This window comes from Streptomyces sp. NPDC058000 (assembly GCF_042886435.1).
In the GTDB taxonomy this organism is placed as follows: domain Bacteria; phylum Actinomycetota; class Actinomycetes; order Streptomycetales; family Streptomycetaceae; genus Streptomyces.
The window spans coordinates 1-22,378 of sequence record NZ_JBHVQS010000071.1; the positions used below are offsets into that span (position 1 = coordinate 1).

Genomic DNA, 22,378 nt, shown 5'->3' on the forward strand with positions numbered 1-22,378 from the left:
GTTGCGCACGAGTCACACAGGAGTCCTACCCGATCAGCACTCCGTCCGGGACTCAAAACTCGATTCTGATCACAACCACAGACAGCCCCTAGGGCTGTAAGACGCGTCACGTCGACGCGCCGTCCGTTCCCCACCCCCGTCCGGCGCCCGGTGCGCGGAGTCCCAACTCCGCACGCCGGGCGCCGTTTTGCGCTCTCCCGCCCACTTTGCGACGGCCCGCCCACCCTCATCCCGACCCAAAGATTTTCTTTGGGTTCCTCAAAGTTCAAGTGTTAACGTATTTGCCATGAAGACCGCAGCTGCGCCCTCGAATCCCATGAGCGTCCCGCTCGTGGTGCGCCTGCACGTCGATCTTTGCCGCTGTATGTCCGCGGCCTGTTGCCGCCGCTGACACGTCCCCCCAGCGGCCGGAGATCCTGCTTGTACGTACGGACCTCCTGGCGCCACGTCATGCCGTTCCCGACGCCCCGCGTCCCACGTCTTCCCCGTTCCCGGAGTGTGTCCGTTGTCCACGTCTGCCCAGACCCCCGCGCCCGCCGAGGCGCCCCAGACCCCGAAGACCTCCCGAATACCCAAGATCCCGTTCTGGGTGCAGATCCTTGCCGGCCTCGTCCTCGGGGTGCTGCTCGGCTGGGTCGCCAAGAGCGGTGACGTCGGTTGGCTCGGCTCCACCCTGGAGCACATCGGCGACCTCTTCGTCCAGCTGCTGAAGCTGGCCGTCGCCCCCCTGGTCTTCTTCGCGATCCTGGTCTCGATCACCAACCTGCGGCAGGTCAACAACGCCGCGCGACTGGCCACCCGCACCCTGCTGTGGTTCATGGTCACCTCGCTCATCGCGGTGGCGATCGGCCTGGCCATCGGCCTGCTGACGCACCCCGGCGCGGGCACCGGCCTGACCCCCAAGGACGGCAAGCTCCCCCAGCACACCGGCTCCTGGATCGACTTCCTGACCGGCATCGTCCCCACCGACGTCATCACGCCGTTCACCCAGCTCAACGTCCTCCAGATCGTCTTCATCGCGGCCGTCGCCGGCATCGCCGCGCTCCAACTCGGCGACAAGGCCGAACCGGTCCTCAAGCTCAGCCGCTCCGTCCTGGAACTCCTCCAGAAGGCCCTGTGGTGGGTCATCCGCCTGGCCCCGATCGGCACCGTCGGCCTCATCGGCCACGCCATCGCCACCTACGGCTGGAACCTGATCGGCAAGTACGCGACCTTCACCGTCGACATCTACGTCGGTTGCGCGCTGGTCCTCTTCGTCGTCTACCCGCTGCTGCTCTCGACCGTCGCCAAGGTCAACCCGGTCCAGTTCTTCCGCGGCGCCTGGCCCGCCATCCAGCTGGCGTTCGTCTCCCGCTCCTCGGTCGGCACCATGCCGGTCACCCAGAAGGTCACCGAGCGCCTCGGCGTGCCGAAGGAGTACGCCTCCTTCGCGGTGCCGTTCGGTTCGACGACCAAGATGGACGGCTGCGCCTCGATCTACCCGGCGATCGCCGCGATCTTCATCGCGCAGATCTTCAACGTCCACCTGAGCATCGCCGACTACGTCCTGATCGCCTTCGTCTCGGTCATCGGCTCCGCCGCCACCGCCGGCCTCACCGGCGCCACGGTCATGCTGACCCTGACCCTCTCCACCCTGGGCCTCCCCCTGGAGGGTGTCGGCCTGCTCATGGCCATCGACCCGATCCTGGACATGATGCGGACCGCCACCAACGTGGCCGGTCAGTCCGTCATCCCGATCCTGGTCTCCGCCCGGGAGAACATCCTGGACCGCGACGCCTACGCCCGCGCCACCAGCATCCGCATCGGTGACACCGCCGCTGCCGAGCCCGCCGCCGAGCCCGTCACCGAGCGCGAGCCGGCCACGGCCGCGGCCTGACACCACCTACCGGGGCCCCGCCCCCGGAGCCCACGCAACGCCCCCGCGGCCCGTACGAGGCCGCGGGGGCGCTGTCGTGCGCTGCGGGCGCACGGCGTCAGGGCGCGACCGGCGCCGCCCCGGTGTGCGCCAGGATCGCCTCCACCAGCGGCCGGTGGACCGCCGGCGGCAGCGCATGCCCCATCCCCGGGACCTCCACCAGTTCCGCGCCCTTGACCGCCTGCGCGAGGTGCTGCGGATGCGGCGGCGGGAACACCGGCTCGGCCGGGGCGCAGACCACCAGCGTCGGTACCGCGTTCCGCGCCAACTCCTCGGTGCGGAGCATCCCGCCGTCGTCCGCGCGCCCGTGGGCGGTGCCCACGCGGGAGTGCCCGGTGTGCGCGATGACCCGGCGTTCCAGTTCGCGGTAGTACGCCGCGTCGAAGGGCAGCCGCCCGCCGGCGAGCACCCGCCAGTGCGCGATCCGGCGCTCGATCTCGGCCTCTTCGCCGTGGTCCGCGACGGGCCGGGCCCACATCTCCAGCACCTCCGGCGCGATGCCCGGCAGCTCGTCCACCGGGACGGTGGAGCCGTCGGGCCGGGTGTACGGGACGGTGCTGAGCGCGCCGGTGCCCATCAGGGTGGCGCTGAGCAGCCGGTCCGGGTGGTCGGCGAGGACCATCTGGGTCAGCATGCCGCCCAGCGACAGCCCGACGAGATGCGCGCGGTCGACGCCGAGTCCGTCCAGTACGGCGATCACGTCGGCGGCGAGGTCGGCGATCCGGTACGGCCGGTCCTCGAACGACCAGGTGGAGCGGCCGGTGTCCCGGTGGTCGTAACGGATCACCCGGTGGTGCGCGGCCAGCGCGTCCACCAGCGGCTCCGGCCAGCCGACACCGGTGGCCTGCGCGCCCATGACCAGCAGTAGCGGGGGTGCGCCTACCGGCCCCCGCTGCTCGGTCCACAGCCGGACGCCCGGAGCGGCCTCGACGAAGCGCTCCTCAATCACCGATGCACCCCTCGACGCACCCACCGACCCGTCCATCGACGTACCCACCGACCCCCGCTGTGACATGCGCAGACCTCCCGAAATGTCGACACCTACCAACGTAACGAACCGTATCGTCTCGCTGCGTCGCGCGGCATGTCAAGCGGCCGGGCGGGGAGGGTGAAGATCGTAAACTTACTTTGCGGTAAATGCCGCAAAGGGGCGGGATGATGGAGGGTCTTCAGGGTGGGAGCTGCCAAGAGCAAGCGGGTGCCGCGGGCGGTCCGGGAGCGGCAGATGATGGACGCCGCGGTGCGGACGTTCGCGAAGCGCGGGTACCGGGCGGCCTCCATGGACGAGATCGCCGAACTCGCCGGCGTCTCCAAGCCCTTGGTCTACCTCTACCTCAACTCCAAGGAAGACCTCTTCAGCGCGGTCATCCGGCGCGAGTCAGCGGCCCTCGTGGCGGCCGTGACCGCGGCCGTGGAGCCGGACGCCGCCGCCGACCGCCAACTCTGGAGCGGCCTGACCGGCTTCTTCGCCCACACCGCCGAACACCCCGACGGCTGGGCGGTGCTGCACCAGCAGGCGCGGACCCAGGGGGAGCCGTTCGCGGTCGAAGTGGCCGCGATGCGGGCGGAGATCGTCCGGTTCGTCGCCGGTCTGATCGCGGCCGCCGCGAAGGAGGCGGGCTGCGCCGGCGAACTGGCCGACCGCGAGGTGGAGGGCCTGGCCCACGCCCTCGTCGGCGCCGCCGAATCGCTCGCCGAGTGGGCCAACGCCCGCACTGCCGACGGCACTTCGCCCCTCGGGTTCTCCGGCGAAGGCGAACGGCCAACGGCCAAGGAGGCCGCCGGCACACTGATGAACTTCGCCTGGGCCGGCCTCGGCCGCCTCATGCACGGCGAGCGCTGGACCCCGGCCTGACGGGATCGACGACGCCCGCCGCCTGACGGGACCGGCGACGCCCGCCGCCCGACGCCCGCCACCCGCGCCCGCCCCTTGCCGGGCGGGCGCGGGCGCACCGCCATCCCGCGACCGCAGACGAATGCCCTGCAAGGGCATTGGCTAGGCGCCGGCACTGGGCGTAAATTTACTGCGCAGTAAGGTTACCTTCGGGTCAGTCCGAAAGGGGCCGGTGCCTTGCTGCATCCGCCGCGTTCCGCTGCCGCTCAGGTGGGCCACCCGCACCCGGCCACGCCCACCGCGGGACGCGCCCGCGTGGCCGACCGGCACCGAGGACGGGTTCCGCGGCGGTTCCTCCGGCCTCCACCCACCAGCCGTAGGCGCGGGCCACCCCGTAGGCGACCGCGGCGGGACAGCCGCGCACATGGGGCAGCCGCACACGTGGGACAGCCGCGCACAGGGGACAGCCACACCCGTGCGGCGGCCACAAACACCCCACCCGCCCCCACCGCATCTCCACCCCCCTCCGCATCCCGCAACACCAGCGCGCAACACCGAGGAGCCGCTCGTGTTCAACCAGGACAGTGCATTCCCACCCACCCCCCAACTCACCTCCCCCCACAAGACGTTGCTCGACGGCACCGTCCGCGAGGTCTCCGTCCCCCCGCTCGCCCCACCCGTCCGCACCGGCTCGCTCGGCGACATCCCCTTCACCAACGCCACCGAGGCCCCGCACACCACCGTCCTCTCCCGCAAGCAGCCCAACGGCGCCTGGCGCGACCTCACCTCCGCCGAGTTCGCCGCAGAGGTCCGCGCCGTCGCCAAGGGCCTGATCGCGCACGGCCTCCGCCCGGGCGACCGGCTCGCGATCATGGCCCGGACGACCTACGAGTGGACCCTCATCGACTTCGCCGCCTGGGCCGCCGGCCTGGTCACCGTCCCCCTCTACCCGACCTCCTCGGCCCATCAGGCGCAGTGGATCCTGCACGACTCGACGGCCCGCGCCTGCGCCGTCGAGAGCGTCGACGAGGCCCGCCTGATCAGCCAGATCCGCGGCCGACTCCCCGCCCTCGACCACCTCTGGCAGTTCAGCACCGGCGCGATCGCCCAACTCGTCGACGCCGGCCGGGACCTTCCCGACGAGGTCGTGGACGAACGTCGCGCCACCCTCACCCCGCACGTCCTGGCCACCCTCGTCTACACCTCCGGCACCACCGGCAACCCCAAGGGCTGCGCCCTCACCCACGCCAACTTCTTCGCCGAGGTCGACAACGCCATCGCCCTCCTCCACCCCGTCTTCACGTCGGTCAGCGAGGAGCCCGCCGCCACCCTCCTGTTCCTCCCCCTCTCGCACGTCTTCGGCCGCATGGTCGCCATCGGCTGCCTGCGCGCCCGGGTCCGCCTCGGTCACGCCGCCAGCATCCAGACCGACGAACTCCTCGCCGACCTCGCCGCGTTCCGGCCCACCTTCCTCCTCGCCATCCCGTACGTCCTGGAGAAGGTCTTCAACACCGGCCGCGCCACCGCCGAGAAGATGGGCCGGGCCGCCTCCTTCGACCGCGCGGCCCGCATCGCCCGCGCCTACGGGGAGGCCGTCGAGGCCAAGGAACACGGGACCGGCCCCGGCCCCGGCGTCGCCCTCAAGGCCGCCCGCAAGCTCTACGACCCGCTCGTCTACCGCCGGATCCGCGCCGCCCTCGGGGGCAGGGTCCGCTACGCGATCTGCGGCGGCTCACCGCTGGGCCACCGCCTCGCCGCCTTCTACTCCGGCGCCGGCATCGAGATCTTCGAGGGCTACGGCCTGACGGAGACCACCGCAGCGGCCACCGTCACCCCACCCCTCCGCCCGCGCATCGGCACGGTCGGCTGGCCGCTGCCCGGCAGCTCCGTCCGCATCGCCGACGACGGCGAGGTCCTCCTCCGCGGCGCCCACGTCTTCGCCGGCTACTGGGACGCCACCCGCAGCGCCGTCCACCGGGTCACCGACCAGGACGGTTGGCTGGCCACCGGCGACCTCGGTGCCCTCGACGCCGACGGCTACCTCACCATCACCGGCCGCAAGAAAGAGATCATCGTGACCAGCGGAGGCAAGAACGTCGCCCCCGCGCCCCTGGAGGACCGCCTCCGCGCGCACCCCCTGGTGGGCCAGTGCATGGTCGTCGGCGACAACCGCCCGTACGTCACCGCGCTGATCACCCTGGAACCCGACGGCCTCTCCCACTGGCGCCAAATGACCAGGAAACGCGACGTACCGCTCACCGAACTCGTCCACGACGAGCGCCTCCTCGCCGACCTCCAGCACGCCGTCGACGACGCCAACGAACTGGTCTCCCGCGCCGAGTCCATCCGCCGCTTCGCCGTCCTCCCGGCAGAGTTCACCGAACAGACCGGACACCTCACCCCGTCCCTCAAACTCCGTCGCGCCGTCGTCGCCCGCGACTTCGCCCACGAAATAGCCCGGCTTTACCAAAGAGAGTGAAAGGGAGTGGCCTGGTTTACGAAAGGGAGTGGCCCGGCTCTGGAGCCACGGCCCTCCGCGCGTCAAACTGGAACCCCGTGTCACCTCTGTGGGGGAGGTGGCACGGGGTCTTCCTGCCGTGCCGTGGACTCCTCCGCCCGGAACGGTCCCGCGCCCACCCGCGGCCGGCGGCAGCCCGTGGTCTCCCCGGCCTCATCGCGGGGGCAACGCCACCGCCGTCTGCATCTGGCACGAGTTGCACCAGAACGCCCACCCATTGGCGTCCACGGACCGCGAACCGCACGCCAGACACGGGTCACCGACGAAGCTCGCGGCCACCCACGCACCGGCCGACGCGGCCCGCCGCCCGGCCGCCGCCCGCTCCTCGGCGTAGCAGGGAATGCACACGCCGCCCTCCCGGCCGGGTAGCTTCATCGGCCGCAATCCACAGACGGCGCACGGAAGTCTCCCGACGTACTGGGCGTCCAGGCCGACCGGCTTGCCGTTCCTGCTGAAGGCCGCCATGGTCTCTCTCCCCTATGCCAGGACGGTTCCGGTGCCGGCGCAGCCGGAGCACTGCGTGGTGACCTTGTGGCCGCCGGGGGTCTCCCACTCGACGGTGCCCGCACCACCGCAGTCCGGGCAGGGCTTCTGCGGGGGCATGCTCTCGCTCATTCTGCCCACGGTAGGACTTGTCATGTGGCCATGCGACCACTTTCCGTGATCGCATCGATCGGCACCGCAATCACCAGGAGCGGCTTCCCGGTTCGGCCGAAGGTCCGGTTTTCCCGGGACCGCCCGAATTTGGCGAGCGGTCGCCGATCAGCGGGCGTAACGGACCGCGTGCCCTGGGGAGTCCGCAGGCCAGCGTCGTGCCGGCGTGTGCCGGGGGCGTGCGTGCGGCGGCCACGGCAGCGGATTCCGGCGGGAATTGGGGAAGATTTTCCGCGCCGCGAGAATCCCGGAAATGCGCAATCCGCTCTTCCCGGCCGCTCTTCCCTCGGATGCGTATTCCCGGGCGTTCCGGTGCGGGGAATTATTCATTCCGTATCCGGTGGAGCGGGATCGCCGGCGGGCCTCCGGGGGCGGGGGCTGGGTCGGAAGGGGGCGGCGCCGGGCGGCGGGCGACCGTGCGATGCGCTGCCCCGAGGCCGCGGGTGGAGGTTATTCACCTGGTATTCATTTTCCGGCGCGCGGGCGCAGCAAAAGCGGGTGACGGCCGGGGGTACGAAAGCGTGTACAAAAGGCAGGAGCCCCACTCTCCGCCCGAAGGCGGAGGGGGGCTCCTTGGGTGCTACTGATCGATCAGATGAGAACGACCAAAGCGGTCAACTTCAGACCGGAGAAACGTTCTCCGCCTGCGGGCCCTTCGGGCCCTGGGTGACGTCGAACGTGACCTGCTGGTTCTCCTCAAGGGAGCGGAAACCAGCGGCGTTGATCGCGGAGTAGTGGACGAAGACATCCGGGCCGCCGCCGTCCTGGGCGATGAAGCCGAAGCCCTTTTCAGCGTTGAACCACTTGACGGTTCCGGTAGCCATGAGCCCTCCTTGGGCCAAAGGGTTGCCCTGCTCCAGAACCTGCAAAGAAGTCTGAAAACTACAAAAGCCTGCGGGTCACATGCTCCGCAGGCTCTGTACTGCAAGGGAAACCAAACTGCAACTTGGCCTGAGCCTAGCACGGTGCGCCCCGGAGGCGGAAGAGCTAAAGATCACGTTTGGCCGGGAGCGGGAAAGGCCACACAGGGCCCCGACGTCCGGCACATGAAGCGCCGGGTCTAGCCTCCGCATGTGGACAATTCAACCTTTGGAGACGCACTCGCGGGAGCCGACGCAGACCACCGTCGCAGCCGGCCGCGAGTGGGCCACATCCAGTTCCTGAACTGCCTGCCCCTTTACTGGGGCCTGGCCCGTACGGGCACCCTGCTCGATCTGGACCTCACCAAGGACACCCCCGAGAAGCTCAGCGAGCGGCTGGTGCGCGGAGAGCTCGACATCGCGCCGATCACGCTCGTCGAGTTCCTGCGGGCCGCCGACGACCTCGTCGCCTTCCCCGACCTCGCGGTCGGCTGCGACGGGCCGGTCATGTCCTGCGTGATCGTCTCGCAGAAGCCGCTGGAGAAGCTGGACGGCGCCCGGGTCGCCCTCGGGTCGACGTCGCGGACCTCCGTCCGGCTGGCGCAGCTGCTGCTCGCCGAGAAGATCGGGGTGCAGCCCGACTACTTCACCTGCCCGCCGGACCTCGGGCTGATGATGCAGGAGGCCGAGGCCGCGGTGCTGATCGGCGATGCCGCGCTCCGGGCCAACCTGCACGACGCACCCAAGCTCGGCCTGGAGGTCCACGACCTGGGCCAGATGTGGAAGGACTGGACGGGACTCCCGTTCGTCTTCGCCGTCTGGGCGGCCCGGCGCGACTACCTGGAGCGCGAGCCGGAGGTGGTCCAGAAGGTGCACGAGGCGTTCCTGGCCTCGCGGGACCTCTCGCTGGAGGAGGTCGGCAAGGTCGCCGAGCAGGCCGCCCGCTGGGAGTACTTCGACGAGGCGCTGCTGGAGCGGTACTTCACCACCCTGGACTTCCGGTTCGGGCCGGACCAGCTGCGCGGCGTCACCGAGTTCGCCCGGCGGGTGGGCCCGACCACCGGGTTCCCGGCCGATGTGAAGGTGGAGCTTCTGCCGGCGGGGGCCGACGACCGCCGCTAGGGCAGGTCCGGTGGACGGCCGGTTCGCGTGGCCGGCGGGCGGGCGCCCACCGGTCCCACCGGGCGCCCACCGGCCCCCACGCGCCTACGGTGCCGGTGTCGGGCTGCGGAGGACCCGGCTGACGGCCTCCAGGCTCGCGTCCCGCATCCCGCGGAGATAGCTGCGGGCGTTGTGGCCACCGTCCTCGATGACGTGCAGCTGGGCATGGACCGGCCCCTTGGCGTACCGCTGCACGAAGCGCTCCAGGTTGGCCCGGCCGCTCTCCTTCGTGCCGATCTGGAACTGCACGTACACCTCGGGGGCGCCGGGGCGGGCGGCCAGGCGCTGTGCCAGCAGCTCCGGGTCGTTGGCCCGCTTCTCCGTCCGGTGGCCGCGCCACAGGGGCGAGTCCGGGCGGGTGTCCGGGCCGCTGGCGATCACGGCCTTGAAGCGGTCCGGGTGCTGGAGTACCTGCTTCAGGGCGACGAAACCACCGGACGAGGACCCCATGAACGCCCAGCCGTCGCGGCTGGTGAACGTCCGGAAGTTGGCCTTGACCAGGTCGGGGACGTCGTCGGACATCCAGGTGCCCATCTTCGGCTGCCCCGGGATGTCGCTGCCGTCGTAGTAGCGCTTGTCGGGGTTGAGGACCGGCATCGCGATGAGGAACGGCTGGCTGCGGCCCAGGGCCACCAGGTCGCTGACGGTCTGCTGGAGCTTGTGGCCGGTCGCCGCCCAGTAGTTGGCGGGGTAGCCGTAACCGCCCGGCAGGGCGATCAGGACCGGGAAGGCGCTGTTCCGGTAGCGGTCCTCGTAGTACTCCTTGGGCGCCCAGACCCACACCTTGCCGGTGAACCCGGACTTCTTGCCGTGCAGGGTGGTGACGCCGATCTTCGTGCCGTCGCCGAGCGTGGCGGCCGTATGGAACGCGGCCTGCGGGCCGGTCGGCATCCGGACGGTCGGATCCGCCACGGACGCCTGCACCGGGCCGGGTACGCCGTCGGGCAGCGCCCGGCTGAACGACATCGGCTCACCGGTGTCGTTCAGCACGTCCAGGTACTTGACGGTCGGATAGGCGCAGAGGCCGACCACGGCCACCAGGCCGGTGAGGAAGGACGCGCGCCACCGGGGGCGCGCGGTCTGCCGGCCCTCCCCGGTACGCCGGGCGGAACGGCCGCGCCCGAGGAAGCGGGAGTGCCTCATCAGGCCGCGACGCCCGCTGCGGTACTCCTGGCGCGGGTCGTGCGGGTGGTCCCCGGGGGTGCGGTACATGGGCGTTCTCCCGATCTCCCGATGGACGGGTCCTGGGCGAGGAGTCACGGGGCGGATGGTCGGCTTGTGCCCTGTTTGATGCGGAAAGCGGGACGGGGGTTTCGGGAACGCGCCATGAACTGGGTCATAAGCTGGGGCCGCCGTCTTGGAGGGGGAGGCGCCATGGAACCGCTGGCCGACGAGGACCCACGGGCCCTGGGCGGATACCGGCTGCTCGGCCGCCTGGGCGCGGGCGGAATGGGACGCGTGTACCTGGGGCGCAGCGCCGGCGGGCGGACCGTCGCGGTGAAGGCCGTGCACGCCCAGTACGCCGCCGACGAACAGTTCCGGGCCCGCTTCCGACGCGAGGTCGCCTCGGCGCGGCGGGTCGGCGGCGCCTGGACCGCGCCCGTCCTGGACGCCGACCCCGACGCCCCCGTCCCCTGGGTCGCCACCGGCTACGTCGCCGGCCCCTCCCTGGCCCGGGCGGTCGTCGACCACGGTCCGCTCGCCGAACACTCCGTACGGGCCCTCGGCGCCGGACTGGCCGAGGCGCTGACCGCGGTGCACGCACGGGGGCTCGTCCACCGGGACGTCAAGCCCTCCAATGTGCTGCTGACGCTCGACGGGCCCCGGCTGATCGACTTCGGGATCGCCCGGGCCACGGACGGCGCCGCCTCCCTGACCTCCACCGGGGTCTCGGTCGGCTCGCCCGGCTACATGGCGCCCGAGCAGATCCTCGGCAGGGGCGCGGAGGGCGCCGCCGACGTCTTCTCCCTGGGGGCGGTGCTGGCGTTCGCGGCAACCGGGGCCGGCCCGTTCTCCGGGGACTCGTCCGCCGCGCTGCTCTACAAGGTGGTGCACGAGGAACCCGAACTGGGCCCGGAACTCACCGGCGGGCTGCGGGATCTGGTGGCCGCCTGCCTGGCCAAGGACCCCGCCCGGCGGCCCACGCCCGACACGGTCGCGGCACGTCTCGCGGGGGAGGGCGGCGGTGGGGCGGCCGGGTTGGTGCGTGCCGGCTGGCTGCCGGTCCCCCTGGTCGAGCAGGTCAGCCGACAGGTGGTGGCGCTGCTGGATCTGGACGCGGAGGAGGGCGGGGGCCCGGCGGTCCCGGAGGCCGGTGCCGCTGGGGCGGATGGGGCGTACGGGGCGAGCGGGGCCACCTTCGGTGGTGCCGGTGGGGAAATCGGCGCTGCCGGTGCTGTCAGTGCTGTCAGTGCTGTCGGTTCGGCGTCGGGGTTCGGCTTCGAGGCGGGGTCGGGGTTGATCCCGTTCGATACGCGGGCGCAGAGCGGCGGGCCGGCTACGGCGCCGGGAGCGGGCCGGGCGTCGGGGGCCGGGGCAGGGGAGGAGACGGGGGTGGGAAGCGGGACGGGGACGGCGAGCGGACCGGGGACGGCGAGCGGGTCCGCCGCCACCGGGCCCGCGTCCGTGCCGCCGCCGCCCGGACTTCCCCCCGGACCTCCACCGTCCGCCTGGCCGGCGGCCGGCGCCCCGCCCGCCGCGCCCCCGCCGCCCCCGCCCCCTTCACCGTCACCGTCCTCATCTCCCCCTCCCTCTCCCCCTCCCTCGTCCTCCCCGTCCGGTCTCGCCGATCTGCCGACCGGCTCCGCGGCGTCCCCGGCTGCCGTCGCCAAGGAGCGGCGGATCGCGCTCGGCGGCGCGCTCGGCGGCGCGGACCGGCCCCGGCGGATGAGCTGCACGCTGGTGCTCTCGGTGGCCGGCGCGCTCGCGGTCGCCACCACTGCCGCAGTGTTCTTCGCCGTGCTCAAGGGGCCGGCGGGCGGCGGCTCGGCCGCCACGCCGCCGACCGGGCACACCCCGACGGCCGCGCCCACCGAAGCCACCGGCAAGGGCGTCCCCAAGGGCTTCCTCGGCACCTGGAGCGGCACCGTCACCATGGCGAACGGGATCCCCAACGGCACCATGACCAGCGTCATCAAGGCCGGCAACGAGGGCGACGTCGTCGTACGGACCACGTACGACGTGGTGCTGCTGCGCTGCCAGGCCGAGGCGAAGCTGGTGTCGGTCTCCGGCAACAAGCTCGTCCTACGGGAGAGCCCCGACGGCCGACAGGGGCCGGGCTGCACGGGCAACACCTCCACTGTGACGTACACCCTCGGCAAGGACGGTGCGCTCACCTTCACCTCGGACGACAAGCGGGGCGGCAACCCGAAGGCGACCCTGACGAAGAGCGGCGGCTGACGGGAAGCGCGACGGCTGACGGGCCGGCGGGCGAGCGGGCCGCCGGCCGGCCCCGCCCCGCCGGCGGGCCGCTCGCTCCGCCCACGGACCAACCCCCACCAACACCGTCAGACCCCTGGCGTACGCTGGTTCAGTCCTTCAGTGCTTACTGTTTGTCCGCCTCCGAAAGGGACGCCCCGGTGACCGAGAACGCCGACCTCAAGTCTTTTGATGTCACAGCCGTACTCGACCGCGCCGCACAGGGCGGCCGCATCACGCCGGAGGAGGCGCTCGACCTCTACCGCTCCGCCCCGCTGCACGCACTGGGCCAGGCCGCCGACGCCGTCCGCCGCCGCCGTTACGCCGGTACGGAGCACATCGCGACGTACATCATCGAGCGCAACATCAACTACACCAACGTCTGCGTGACGGCCTGCAAGTTCTGCGCCTTCTACGCCGCGCCCAAGGACACCGCCAAGGGCTGGACCCGCGACCTCGACGACATCCTGCGGCGCTGCGCGGAGACCGTCGAACTGGGCGGCACCCAGATCATGTTCCAGGGCGGCCACCACCCGGACTACGGCGTCGAGTACTACGAAGAGCACTTCTCGGCCATCAAGAAGGCGTTCCCGCAGCTGGTCATCCACTCCCTCGGCGCCTCCGAGGTCGAGCACATGGCGCGGATCTCCAAGGTCTCCGTCGAGGAGGCGATCTCCCGGATCCACGCCGCGGGCCTCGACTCCTTCGCCGGCGCCGGTGCCGAACTCCTCCCCGCCCGCCCCCGCAAGGCCATCGCCCCGCTGAAGGAGTCCGGCGAGCGCTGGCTGGAGATCATGGAGACGGCGCACCAGCTGGGTGTGGAGTCGACGTCCACGATGCTCATGGGCACCGGCGAGACCAACGCCGAGCGGATCGAGCACCTGCGGATGATCCGCGACGTCCAGGACCGTACGGGCGGCTTCCGCGCCTTCATCCCGTACACCTACCAGCCGGAGAACAACCACCTGAAGGGCCAGACGCAGGCCACCCTCTTCGAGTACCTGCGCATGATCGCCATCGCCCGGATCTTCCTCGACAACGTCGCGCACATCCAGGGCTCGTGGCTGACCACCGGCAAGGAGGTCGGCCAGCTGTCGCTGCACTACGGCGCGGACGACCTCGGCTCGATCATGCTGGAGGAGAACGTGGTCTCCTCGGCCGGTGCCAAGCACCGCTCCAACCGCCAGGAGATCATCGACCTGATCCGTAAGGCGGGCCGCGTCCCGGCGCAGCGTGCGACGACGTACGAGCACCTCGTCGTGCACGACGACCCGGCCAACGACCCGGTCGACGAGCGGGTCGTCTCGCACCTCTCCTCGACGGCCATCGAGGGCGGCACCGCCCACCCGGAACTGAAGCTCATCGACGCCAACTGACCACCGGAAACGCCGACGGATCAGCGGTAGAAGGATGCTGACGCTCCACAAGGCGCGGGCCGTCCGGCTCGGCCCCGGTAAGGACGCCGAGCCGCTGACCGGGTACGCGGTCGTCGTCGACGGCGATCGGCTGGCCGCCGTCGGCCCGTACGAGGAGCTGCTGGCGGCGTACGGCACGGGGGTCCGGATCCGGGAGTGGGACGGGACCCTGACCCCCGGCCGCCACGAACCGGACGGCGCGGCGCTGCTGGAGGGCGCCTACCACCCCGATCCGCGCGAGGCCGCCGAACTCGGCACCGAGCCGCTGACCGGCGCGGCGCTGGCCGCCCTCCCCATGACCGAGACCCGCTGGGGCGCCAGTGCCCGGCGCGGCCTCCAACGCCTGCTGGCCGCCGGCACCACCTCGCTGGCCGGCCCGTTCACCCGCCCCGCGGTCCGTACGGCGGTGCAACGGTCCGGTCTCCGGCAGACCGGCGGCCGGACCGCGGCCCCCGAGGGCCTGCCCCACCCGGTCACCGCCCTCGCCGCCGGCGTCCCGGCCGATTTCGCCGTCTTCGCCCCGGACGGCACCTGTCTGGCCACCGTCCTCGCCGGTCGCCTCGTCCACCGCCGCCGCTGACCCGAGGCGGCGCCCCCTCCCCGTCGGTCCCGGTCGCCGCCACGCCCCCGTCAAGAACCCGTCAGGGCCCGCCACCTGCACGTCAGGGCGGTGTCAACGGAAGCGGAACGGAGGATTCAGCCCGGCATGATCTTGAGCGCGGGGACGGCCGTCGCCCGGCCGCTCACGATGCACTGCGCACCGCTCGACCGCCCGGAATGTCAGAGGGGGGCATGACGGCCGTCCCCGACCAACCGCTCCGCCCACCCCGCCCGCCCTGCCGCGGGCCCGTCGGGCCGCCCGGTGCCGGGAGCCGGTTCCGCACGGTGGACAATGGCCGGGTGACCCGAGCATCCCTGGACAAGCAGCCGCACGAAGTCGCCGCGATGTTCGACGACGTGGCGGCACGGTACGACCTCACCAACGACGTGCTCTCGCTGGGCCAGGCGCGGCTCTGGCGCAAGGAGGTGGAGCGCGCGGTGGCCGCGCGGCCCGCCGAGCGGGTGCTCGACCTCGCGGCCGGGACCGGCACCTCCTCGCTGCCGTTCGCGCGGACCGGGGCGTACGTCGTGCCGTGCGACTTCTCGGTCGGGATGCTGCGGGAGGGCAAGAAGCGGCACCCGTGGTTGCCGTTCGCGGCGGGGGACGGGACCCGGCTGCCGTTCGCGGACGGGGTGTTCGACGCCGTCACCATCTCCTTCGGGCTGCGCAACATCCAGGACACCGATGCCGCGCTGGCCGAGCTGTACCGCGTCACCAAGCCCGGTGGGCGGGTGGTGATCTGCGAGTTCAGCGAGCCGACCTGGGCGCCGTTCCGGACCGTCTACACCGAGTACCTGATGCGGGCGCTGCCGCCGGTCGCCCGCGCGGTCAGCAGCAACCCGGACGCGTACGTGTACCTCGCGGAGTCCATCCGCACCTGGCCCAACCAGCCCGAGCTGGCCGCCCGACTCCAGGGCGTGGGCTGGACCGAGGTCGCCTGGCGGAACCTGACCGGTGGGGTCGTGGCGCTGCACCGGGGCACCAAGCCGGTCGAGGGCTGAGCCGGGAGTCGGAGCCCGCGGCACGCCAACGCACCAAAGAAACCGCCCCCGACCGCGAGAACACGGTCGGGGGCGGCTTCTTGGGCCGGAGTGCGGTGGCCCCGGGGTGCGCTACGGCCTCCCGGGCTGCCGCCGTCGCCGGTTACTTCTTGAACGCGTAGTCCATCAGCTTCTTGGCGTCCGCGGTGCGGTTGTTCACGGACGGGGAGGACAGGACCGTGCCGATGACGGTCTTGCCGCCGCGGGTGGCGGCGAAGACCAGGCAGTACTTGGCCTCCGGGCCCGAGCCGGTCTTCACGCCGATGGTGCCCTGGTAGCTGCTGAGCAGGTTGTTGGTGTTGGTCCACGACATGTAGCGGTAGCCGCCGCTCTTCGTCGTGACCTTCTGCTTGGTGGACTTGGTGCCCACGACCGTGCGGAACGTGGAGAACTTCATCGCGTTGCTGGCGAGCTTGGTCAGATCGCGCGGCGTCGAGTAGTTCGTGCCACGCCCTATGCCGTCGAACGAGTCGAAGTGGGTGTTCTTCATCCCGAGGTTCTTGGCGGTGGTGTTCATCTGGCCGATGAACGACTTCACCCGGGCGTCCCGGGTCGCGCCGGTGCCGTAGGTGTCGGCCAGCGCGTACGCGGCGTCGCAGCCGGACGGGAGCATCAGCCCGTACAGCAGCTGACGGACCGTCACCTTGTCGCCGACGATCAGATGGGCCGACGAGGCCCAGTTGTTGTTGACGATGTAGTCGCTGTACGCCTTCTGGACCGTGACCTTGGAATCCAGGTTGAGGTTCTTCTGGGCCAGCACCACCCGGGCCGTCATGATCTTGGTGGTGGAGCCGGTGGACCGGCGGGTGTCCGCGGCCTTGGCGAAGAGCGTCGAGCCGGTGCCGTTGTTCATCACGAAGCCGCCGGCGGCGGTGATGCTGGGCGTGGGGAGGGTGGCGGCCTGCGCCTGGGAGCCGAGCGCTCCGGCGGTCAGGACGGCTCCGGTGGTGACGGCCACCGCGGTCGCGCGCCGCATGCCCTTGATGCGCCTCATGCCTTTGATGCCGATTTTCAAGTGGATGCTCCAAATACCCCTGCAGTGCGGGCACATGAGAGTGCCGCTCCCCCTTGAGACACTCGGGGTGCGGCAATGGATGCGTCGGCGGTGCTTTTGTTTCGGTCATTTCTGGTGCGGTGGGGATTCCTCCGGTGCCGGGCCTGAGTTCCCGCCCCGCCCCTCGGCCGGGCCCGCGGTTCGCCCCGGGTCGGAAATTCCCGTCCCGGGGTCGGAAATCCCGTCGCCGGGTCAGAGAACCAGCCGGTAGCAGTGGGCCGTCTGCTTGCCGTTCGGGTTCTGGAACGTCTCGCCCTGGTGCATCCCCAGGCGTCGGGTCACCGCGATCGACCGGTCGTTGCGGGCGTCCACCATCGCCACCACCTCGCGGACCCCGGCCGCCCGTACGACGTCCAGCGCCCGCTGCGCGGCCGTCGTGGCGTACCCCTTGCCCCAGTACGCCCGGCCCAGCCGCCAGCCGATCTCGATCTCGCCGGTCGGGCCCCACTCCCGCGGCCAGGGCTGGGCGCCGGTGAAGCCGATGACCGCGCCGTCCGCCGGGTCCAGCAGGGTGTAGAGGCAGAAGCCCCGTTCGGCGTGGTGGCGGCGCTGGCGGGCGGTGAATTCCTCGTAGAGCGAGAGTTCGGCGGGGGCGCCGCCGTGGAACTCCATCACCTCGGGGTCGTTGAAGACCCGGTGCCAGTGCAGTGCGTCCTCGTCGGTGGGTATCCGCAGTTCGACGGCGGGGAGGGGGCGCGCGGGCCGGGGGGCGGGCGCAGGCGTCATGGGACAACCCTTCAGTTTCCGATCATCAAGGCCCCCATAGACTGCACCTGCCCAGTGCCGGTCGGCACCCAGATATCCAGACCGGATATCCAGATATCGACTTTCGGGAGAAAACGCCGTGACCGAGTCCGCGTCCGAGACCGCGTCCGTGACCACACCCCGATCGGAGCACAGCGCGGATGTGATCGTCGTCGGTGCCGGGCCGGCCGGCGCGACCACCGCCTATCACCTCGCCAAGTCCGGCCTGGACGTACTGCTGCTGGAGAAGACGGCGTTCCCGCGCGAGAAGGTCTGCGGTGACGGGCTCACCCCGCGCGCCACCAAGCAGTTGATCGCGATGGGCATCGACATCTCCGAAGAGGCCGGCTGGCTGCGCAACAAGGGTCTGCGCATCATCGGCGGAGGCTCCCGGCTTCAGCTCGACTGGCCGGAACTCGCCTCCTTCCCGGATTACGGTCTGGTCCGCAAGCGGGACGACTTCGACGAGCAGCTGGCCCGGCAGGCGCAGAAGGCCGGTGCCCGGCTCTACGAGCGGTGCAACGTGGGCGCGCCGATCGTCAACGAGCTGACCGGGCACATCACCGGCGTGCACGCCAAGCTCGGCGAGGAGAAGGCGCCGGTGACCTTCCACGCCCCGATCGTGGTCGCCGCCGACGGCAACTCCACCCGGCTGTCGCTGGCGATGGGGCTGCACCGGCGCGAGGACCGGCCGATGGGCGTCGCGGTGCGGACGTACTTCACCTCGCCGCGGCACGACGACGACTACCTGGAGTCCTGGCTGGAGCTGTGGGACCGCCGGGGCGCCCAGGACCGGCTGCTGCCGGGCTACGGCTGGATCTTCGGCATGGGGGACGGCACGAGCAACGTCGGCCTCGGGATCCTCAACTCCAGCTCCGCCTTCCGGGAGCTGGACTGGCGGGAGATCCTCAAGGCGTGGTGCGCGTCGATGCCCGCCGACTGGGGCTACACCCCGGAGAACATGACCGGTCCGATCCGCGGCGCGGCCCTCCCGATGGCCTTCAACCGCCAGCCGCACTACACCAAGGGCCTCCTCCTGGTCGGCGACGCCGGCGGGCTGGTCAACCCGTTCAACGGTGAGGGCATCGCGTACGCCATGGAGTCCGGCGCCCTCGCCGCCGAGGTGATCGTGCAGGCGCAGGCCCGTGCCACGTACGCCCAGCGTGAGCTGGCGCTGCACCGCTATCCGAAGATCCTCAAGGACACCTACGGCGGCTACTACTCCCTCGGCCGGGCGTTCGTGAAGCTGATCGGCAACCCCAAGGTGATGCAGATCGCCACCCAGCGCGGTCTGACCCACCCGCTGCTGATGCGCTTCACGCTCAAGATGCTCGCCAACCTCACCGACCCGACGGGCGGCGACGCGATGGACCGGATCATCAACGGTCTGAGCAAGGTCGCGCCGAAGGCGTGACGCGCCCCGAGCCACTGCTCGGCAGAAGCCGCTGAACCGCGCCTGACCAGGCGCGATGACATCGCGGGCCGGCCCCGGAAAAAGGGGGCCGGCCCGTTGTCACATTCTCCGGGCGGGATCCGTCAGTGCAGTGACGGCGCGGAGCCGGGCACCACCCGGCACGACTCCGCCGCCGGTTGCGATACATCGGGATTCCTAAGGAGAGCAGTGATGGAAGCACGGATGAAGAACCCCGCGGTGGTCATCCCGGAGGCCATGCAGCCGCTCCTCGACGTGGCGAAGGCGACCCGCAAGGGCGGGGTGCCGGAGGAGATCCTGGAGCTGGTGCACCTGCGGGCCAGCCAGATCAACGGGTGCAGCTTCTGCGTCGACGGCGGGGTCAAGAGCGCCCGCAAGGCGGGGGTCGGTGACGACAAGCTGTTCGCGGTGGCGGCCTGGCGGGAGGCGCCGTACTTCAGCGCCGAGGAGCGGGCCGCGCTCGCCCTCACCGAGGTCGTGACCCGGCTCGCGGACAGCTCCGACCCGGTGCCGGACGCCGTCTGGGACGCCGCCGCCGACCACTTCGACGAGAAGCAACTGGCGTCGCTCACGCTGACCATCGGCCTCACCAACCTGTTCAACCGGCTCAACGCCACCACCCGGCAGCCGGCGGGCGCGGGCTGGTAACGGCCACCGGCCGGCTGCGGCCGGGGCCGGGGCCGCCCGTAGGGGATGCGGGCGGTCTCCGGTCTTCGGGTCAACTCCCATGACGTCGGAAGTAATTGAGCCACCCCTCCCGCCCCGGCATCGTGGGACGCGTCGCAAGCGGATGCGGCGGAACGTACGTAACGGGAGGAAACGCCATGTTCTTCGAAGGCCACGACGGGACCCGGCTCTGGTACGAGGAGTACGGCCAGGGCGAGCCGCTGGTGTTCGTGTCGAGTGCGATGCTCACCACCGACATGTGGGAGTACCAGATCCCCTACTTCGCGGAGCGGGGCTTCCGCTGCATCGCACTCGACCGGCGCGGGCACGGCCGCTCGGACCGGCCCTCCGGCGGCTACGACACCGATGCGACCTCGGAGGACCTGGCCGCCCTGCTGGACCACCTCGGGCTGGACGGGGTGACCTTGATCGGGCATTCGCTGGGCGGTGCGGAGGTCGCCCGCTATCTGGCCCGGCACGGTTCCGGGCGGGTCCGCCGGGCCGCGTTCCTGGCGGCGACCCTGCCGTTCATGAAGTGGACCGAGGACAACCCCGCGGGGCTGCCGGAGGCCGCCTTCGAGGAGTCGATGGCGCTGCTGCGGACCGACCGGCCCCGGTGGATGGCCCGTCAGGCGCAGGTCTTCTTCGCCACCCACCTGGGCAACGACGTCCACCCCCTCATGGTCGACTTCACCATCCAGCAGGTGATGACCTGCACGCCGTACGCGACCCAGCAGGTGCAGCAGGCGGTCTTCCACACCGACCACCGGGCGGGGCTGCGCGAGATCGACGTCCCGACCCTGGTCGTGCACGGCGCGGCCGACTTCTCCGCGCCGATCGACGTCACCGGCCGGCGGACCGCGGAACTGATCCCGGGCGCCGTCTACAAGGAGTACCCGGACGCCGGCCACGGCCTCTACGCCAGCCACCACGCCCGGCTCAACGCGGACCTGTTGGCTTTCATCAAGGACTGACGACCGGCGACCGGGGCCGGGGTCGGGCGGCGACGGCCCGGGCGAAGAGCGGCGCGGGCGCGGGGGCGCGGCGCACCGGCTCGGCCCGGACGACGCGGAACCGCCCCTCCCGAGCGGGGAAGGGGCGGTTCCGTAGAGCGGTCCGTAGGAGCGGCCTTTACAGGACGCGCACCGCGCCGGTGGGCATGTCGTAGCTGAGGGGGCGCTCGACGATGCCGGTGCTCGGGTTCTGGGCGCCGATGAAGTTGCCGTTCCCGACGTAGACGGCGACGTGGTAGGCGCTGCCGGAGCTGCCCCAGTAGAGGATGTCGCCGACCTGGAGGTTGCCGAGGCCGACCTGGGTGCCGGTGGCCGACTGGCTCTGCGAGACGCGCGGCAGGTCGATGCCGACCTGGGAGAACGCGGCCTGGGTCAGGCCGGAGCAGTCGTACGAGGACGGCCCGCTGGAGCCGAGCACGTACGCCTTGCCGAGCTGCGCCTTCAGGAAGGAGACGAGGGTGGCGACGCTGCCGCTACCGGTGGAGGGGGCGTCGGAGACGGCGGAGAGCGTGGTGCGCGCGTCGGAGCGGGAAGCGCGGGCCTGCGCGGCTTCCTTGGCCTGGCGGGCTTCGTCGGCGGCCTTCTTCGCCTCGGCCTCGGCCTTGGCCTTCTTCTCCGCTGCGGCCTTCGCCTTGTCCGCGGCCTTGTCGGCCTTGGCGGCGGCTGCGTCCTGCAGTGCCTGCCGCTCGTAGCTGAACGCGGCCTGCTGGGCGGCGTCGGCGCTCTTGGCGGCGCTGGTGGCCAGCGCCGTGGTGATGGTGGGCATCTCCTGGGTCTCGGAGACGGGCTTCTCGACAGCATTGGCCGGCACGGTCGCGCCGGTCACCGCGAGGGTGAGGAAGCCACCGGTCACGCCCGCACGCAGGGCCCGCGAGGACGCGGAGCGGCGGGGCTTCCGGTGGCTGGGTATGAGTGCGTTCGGGGACATGACACCACGGCTATCAGGAGCCGCAGGTTGCTGCCAACAAAGGTGGAGTGCGCCACACTTGTCGTGCGCACGACGAATAAAACGGACTTTTCGTCAGCTGCCGCGCCGCTGACGCGATGTCCGAATTTCGCGATCATGTTCCTACGCACGGCATTTGATGTCCGCCGCGGCCTCCGGGTGCGCTTATCACTCCTTGATCCGCCACGCCAAGGCTTCCCGGACGTCAAGGTCCTATGACTTCAAATCGCGTGGGATAGGTCACTCATGAGTGTCCGTTATGTTCCCGTGACCGATCGCCGGGCTCGGGCCGGCCGCGCACCGCCCCGAAGTTCCGCGAATCCACCCCTCCGCTCGTGAACCGGAGCACGTACCGACGATCACGACCGGGTCACGAGAACGTCACGTCTACGGCCGCCGCGCATATAGCAGTTGAACCGCGTCCAGCGCCAATTTGCTTGCACGGCCCACCCCTTGATAGTGAAACCACCGCCCTGACCAGCGGTAACCCCGACGAATGTCACCTCTCGTGATCACTCGCGCGCTTCGTGTGCGGAGATCACCGGTCATCCGACTTCATGATCCTTCGTCAGGTGGTGAAGATCACAAAGGCGTTGGCTCACCCCGTGTCGCAGATCACAGACCGACGGGCATAAGATGCGGGCATCGGGCTTGTGAACTGCCTCACATATACGTGATCACCGTGCGGCAGCAGCTGAGCCCGAGCGGACCGCCATCCAGTCATCGTCGACTGAAGGGAGCGGGGACGGTGAACGCTTACGCGCCCATCCTCGTACTGGGAGCCCTCGGGGCAGGCTTTGCGATCTTCTCCGTGGTCATGGCCACGCTCATCGGCCCCAGGCGCTACAACCGGGCCAAGCTCGAAGCGTACGAATGCGGAATCGAGCCGACGCCGCAGCCGTCCGGCGGTGGTCGCTTCCCGATCAAGTACTACCTGACGGCGATGCTCTTCATCGTCTTCGACATCGAGATCGTCTTCCTCTATCCCTGGGCGGTCAGCTTCGACGCCCTGGGACTGTTCGGGCTCGTCGAGATGCTCCTCTTCGCGCTCACCGTCTTCGTCGCCTACGCCTACGTCTGGCGTCGCGGCGGCCTGGAATGGGACTAG

Annotated in this window: 19 protein-coding genes; 12 read left to right on the forward strand and 7 right to left on the reverse strand. The window is 71.0% G+C overall.

The window, feature by feature from the left end:
• Positions 1-505 precede the first annotated feature (505 nt).
• Positions 506-1,876, forward strand: coding sequence for a dicarboxylate/amino acid:cation symporter (locus ACFVT2_RS38070; protein WP_390025732.1), 1,371 nt, complete (start codon positions 506-508; stop codon positions 1,874-1,876).
• A gap of 97 nt (positions 1,877-1,973) precedes the next feature.
• On the opposite strand, the gene ACFVT2_RS38075 is transcribed toward ACFVT2_RS38070, so the two are convergent.
• A complete protein-coding gene (locus tag ACFVT2_RS38075) occupies positions 1,974-2,864 on the reverse strand; it encodes an alpha/beta fold hydrolase (protein ID WP_390025734.1) in 891 nt (296 codons plus the stop codon).
• A gap of 225 nt (positions 2,865-3,089) precedes the next feature.
• Between ACFVT2_RS38075 and ACFVT2_RS38080 the strand changes: the two genes are divergently transcribed.
• Together ACFVT2_RS38080 and ACFVT2_RS38085 are read left to right on the forward strand one after the other, a co-directional pair.
• Entirely contained in the window at positions 3,090-3,770 is a 681-nt protein-coding gene (locus ACFVT2_RS38080; protein ID WP_390025735.1) for a TetR/AcrR family transcriptional regulator, read from the forward strand.
• A gap of 403 nt (positions 3,771-4,173) precedes the next feature.
• Complete coding sequence (locus ACFVT2_RS38085; protein ID WP_390025737.1) at positions 4,174-6,228, forward strand: AMP-dependent synthetase/ligase; 2,055 nt, start codon at positions 4,174-4,176, stop codon at positions 6,226-6,228.
• 516 nt (positions 6,229-6,744) lie between these two features.
• Here ACFVT2_RS38085 and ACFVT2_RS38090 read toward each other — a convergent pair.
• Positions 6,745-6,882 (reverse strand): hypothetical protein, encoded by a 138-nt coding sequence (locus ACFVT2_RS38090; RefSeq protein WP_157846767.1) that lies wholly within the window; start codon positions 6,880-6,882, stop codon positions 6,745-6,747.
• A gap of 659 nt (positions 6,883-7,541) precedes the next feature.
• The gene (locus ACFVT2_RS38095; protein ID WP_390025739.1) at positions 7,542-7,745 is read right to left on the reverse strand and encodes a cold-shock protein; all 204 of its coding nucleotides are present in this window, start codon (positions 7,743-7,745) and stop codon (positions 7,542-7,544) included.
• Between the two features lie 249 nt (positions 7,746-7,994).
• Between ACFVT2_RS38095 and ACFVT2_RS38100 the strand changes: the two genes are divergently transcribed.
• Positions 7,995-8,903: a menaquinone biosynthetic enzyme MqnA/MqnD family protein gene (locus ACFVT2_RS38100; RefSeq protein WP_390025741.1), complete on the forward strand. Its 909-nt coding sequence runs from the start codon at positions 7,995-7,997 to the stop codon at positions 8,901-8,903.
• Between the two features lie 84 nt (positions 8,904-8,987).
• On the opposite strand, the gene ACFVT2_RS38105 is transcribed toward ACFVT2_RS38100, so the two are convergent.
• Positions 8,988-10,154: an alpha/beta hydrolase gene (locus ACFVT2_RS38105; protein WP_390025743.1), complete on the reverse strand. Its 1,167-nt coding sequence runs from the start codon at positions 10,152-10,154 to the stop codon at positions 8,988-8,990.
• Positions 10,155-10,316: 162 nt separating this feature from the next.
• On the opposite strand from ACFVT2_RS38105, the gene ACFVT2_RS38110 reads away from it, so the two are divergent.
• The 4 genes from ACFVT2_RS38110 (at position 10,317) to ACFVT2_RS38125 (ending at position 15,376) form a co-directional block, all read left to right on the forward strand.
• Positions 10,317-12,341, forward strand: a complete 2,025-nt coding sequence (locus ACFVT2_RS38110; RefSeq protein WP_390025745.1) for a serine/threonine-protein kinase — start codon at positions 10,317-10,319, stop codon at positions 12,339-12,341.
• A 179-nt stretch (positions 12,342-12,520) separates the two neighbouring features.
• Complete coding sequence (mqnC, locus tag ACFVT2_RS38115) at positions 12,521-13,735, forward strand: cyclic dehypoxanthinyl futalosine synthase (protein ID WP_390025747.1); 1,215 nt, start codon at positions 12,521-12,523, stop codon at positions 13,733-13,735.
• A 34-nt stretch (positions 13,736-13,769) separates the two neighbouring features.
• A complete protein-coding gene (locus ACFVT2_RS38120; RefSeq protein ID WP_390025749.1) occupies positions 13,770-14,354 on the forward strand; it encodes a hypothetical protein in 585 nt (194 codons plus the stop codon).
• Between the two features lie 320 nt (positions 14,355-14,674).
• The gene (locus tag ACFVT2_RS38125; protein ID WP_390025751.1) at positions 14,675-15,376 is read left to right on the forward strand and encodes a demethylmenaquinone methyltransferase; all 702 of its coding nucleotides are present in this window, start codon (positions 14,675-14,677) and stop codon (positions 15,374-15,376) included.
• Positions 15,377-15,518: 142 nt separating this feature from the next.
• Here the strand turns inward: ACFVT2_RS38125 and ACFVT2_RS38130 are convergent, their stop codons facing one another.
• Entirely contained in the window at positions 15,519-16,409 is an 891-nt protein-coding gene (locus ACFVT2_RS38130; protein ID WP_390025753.1) for a D-alanyl-D-alanine carboxypeptidase family protein, read from the reverse strand.
• 252 nt (positions 16,410-16,661) lie between these two features.
• Positions 16,662-17,195, reverse strand: a complete 534-nt coding sequence (locus ACFVT2_RS38135; protein ID WP_390025755.1) for a GNAT family N-acetyltransferase — start codon at positions 17,193-17,195, stop codon at positions 16,662-16,664.
• 118 nt (positions 17,196-17,313) lie between these two features.
• Here ACFVT2_RS38135 and ACFVT2_RS38140 point away from each other — a divergent pair, with 118 nt between their 5' ends.
• The 3 genes from ACFVT2_RS38140 to ACFVT2_RS38150 all read left to right on the forward strand — a co-directional run bounded on the left by ACFVT2_RS38140 (position 17,314) and on the right by ACFVT2_RS38150 (position 20,285).
• The gene (locus ACFVT2_RS38140) at positions 17,314-18,627 is read left to right on the forward strand and encodes a geranylgeranyl reductase family protein (protein WP_390025757.1); all 1,314 of its coding nucleotides are present in this window, start codon (positions 17,314-17,316) and stop codon (positions 18,625-18,627) included.
• Between the two features lie 210 nt (positions 18,628-18,837).
• A complete protein-coding gene (locus ACFVT2_RS38145) occupies positions 18,838-19,293 on the forward strand; it encodes a carboxymuconolactone decarboxylase family protein (RefSeq protein WP_390025759.1) in 456 nt (151 codons plus the stop codon).
• 176 nt (positions 19,294-19,469) lie between these two features.
• On the forward strand, positions 19,470-20,285 hold the full coding sequence (locus ACFVT2_RS38150) for an alpha/beta fold hydrolase (protein WP_390025761.1): 816 nt from the start codon (positions 19,470-19,472) through the stop codon (positions 20,283-20,285).
• Between the two features lie 157 nt (positions 20,286-20,442).
• On the opposite strand, the gene ACFVT2_RS38155 is transcribed toward ACFVT2_RS38150, so the two are convergent.
• Entirely contained in the window at positions 20,443-21,252 is an 810-nt protein-coding gene (locus ACFVT2_RS38155; protein WP_390025763.1) for a C40 family peptidase, read from the reverse strand.
• A gap of 766 nt (positions 21,253-22,018) precedes the next feature.
• Between ACFVT2_RS38155 and ACFVT2_RS38160 the strand changes: the two genes are divergently transcribed.
• Positions 22,019-22,378 carry an NADH-quinone oxidoreductase subunit A gene (locus ACFVT2_RS38160; RefSeq protein ID WP_016574488.1) on the forward strand — a complete coding sequence of 120 codons (360 nt, stop codon included), beginning with the start codon at positions 22,019-22,021 and terminating at the stop codon, positions 22,376-22,378.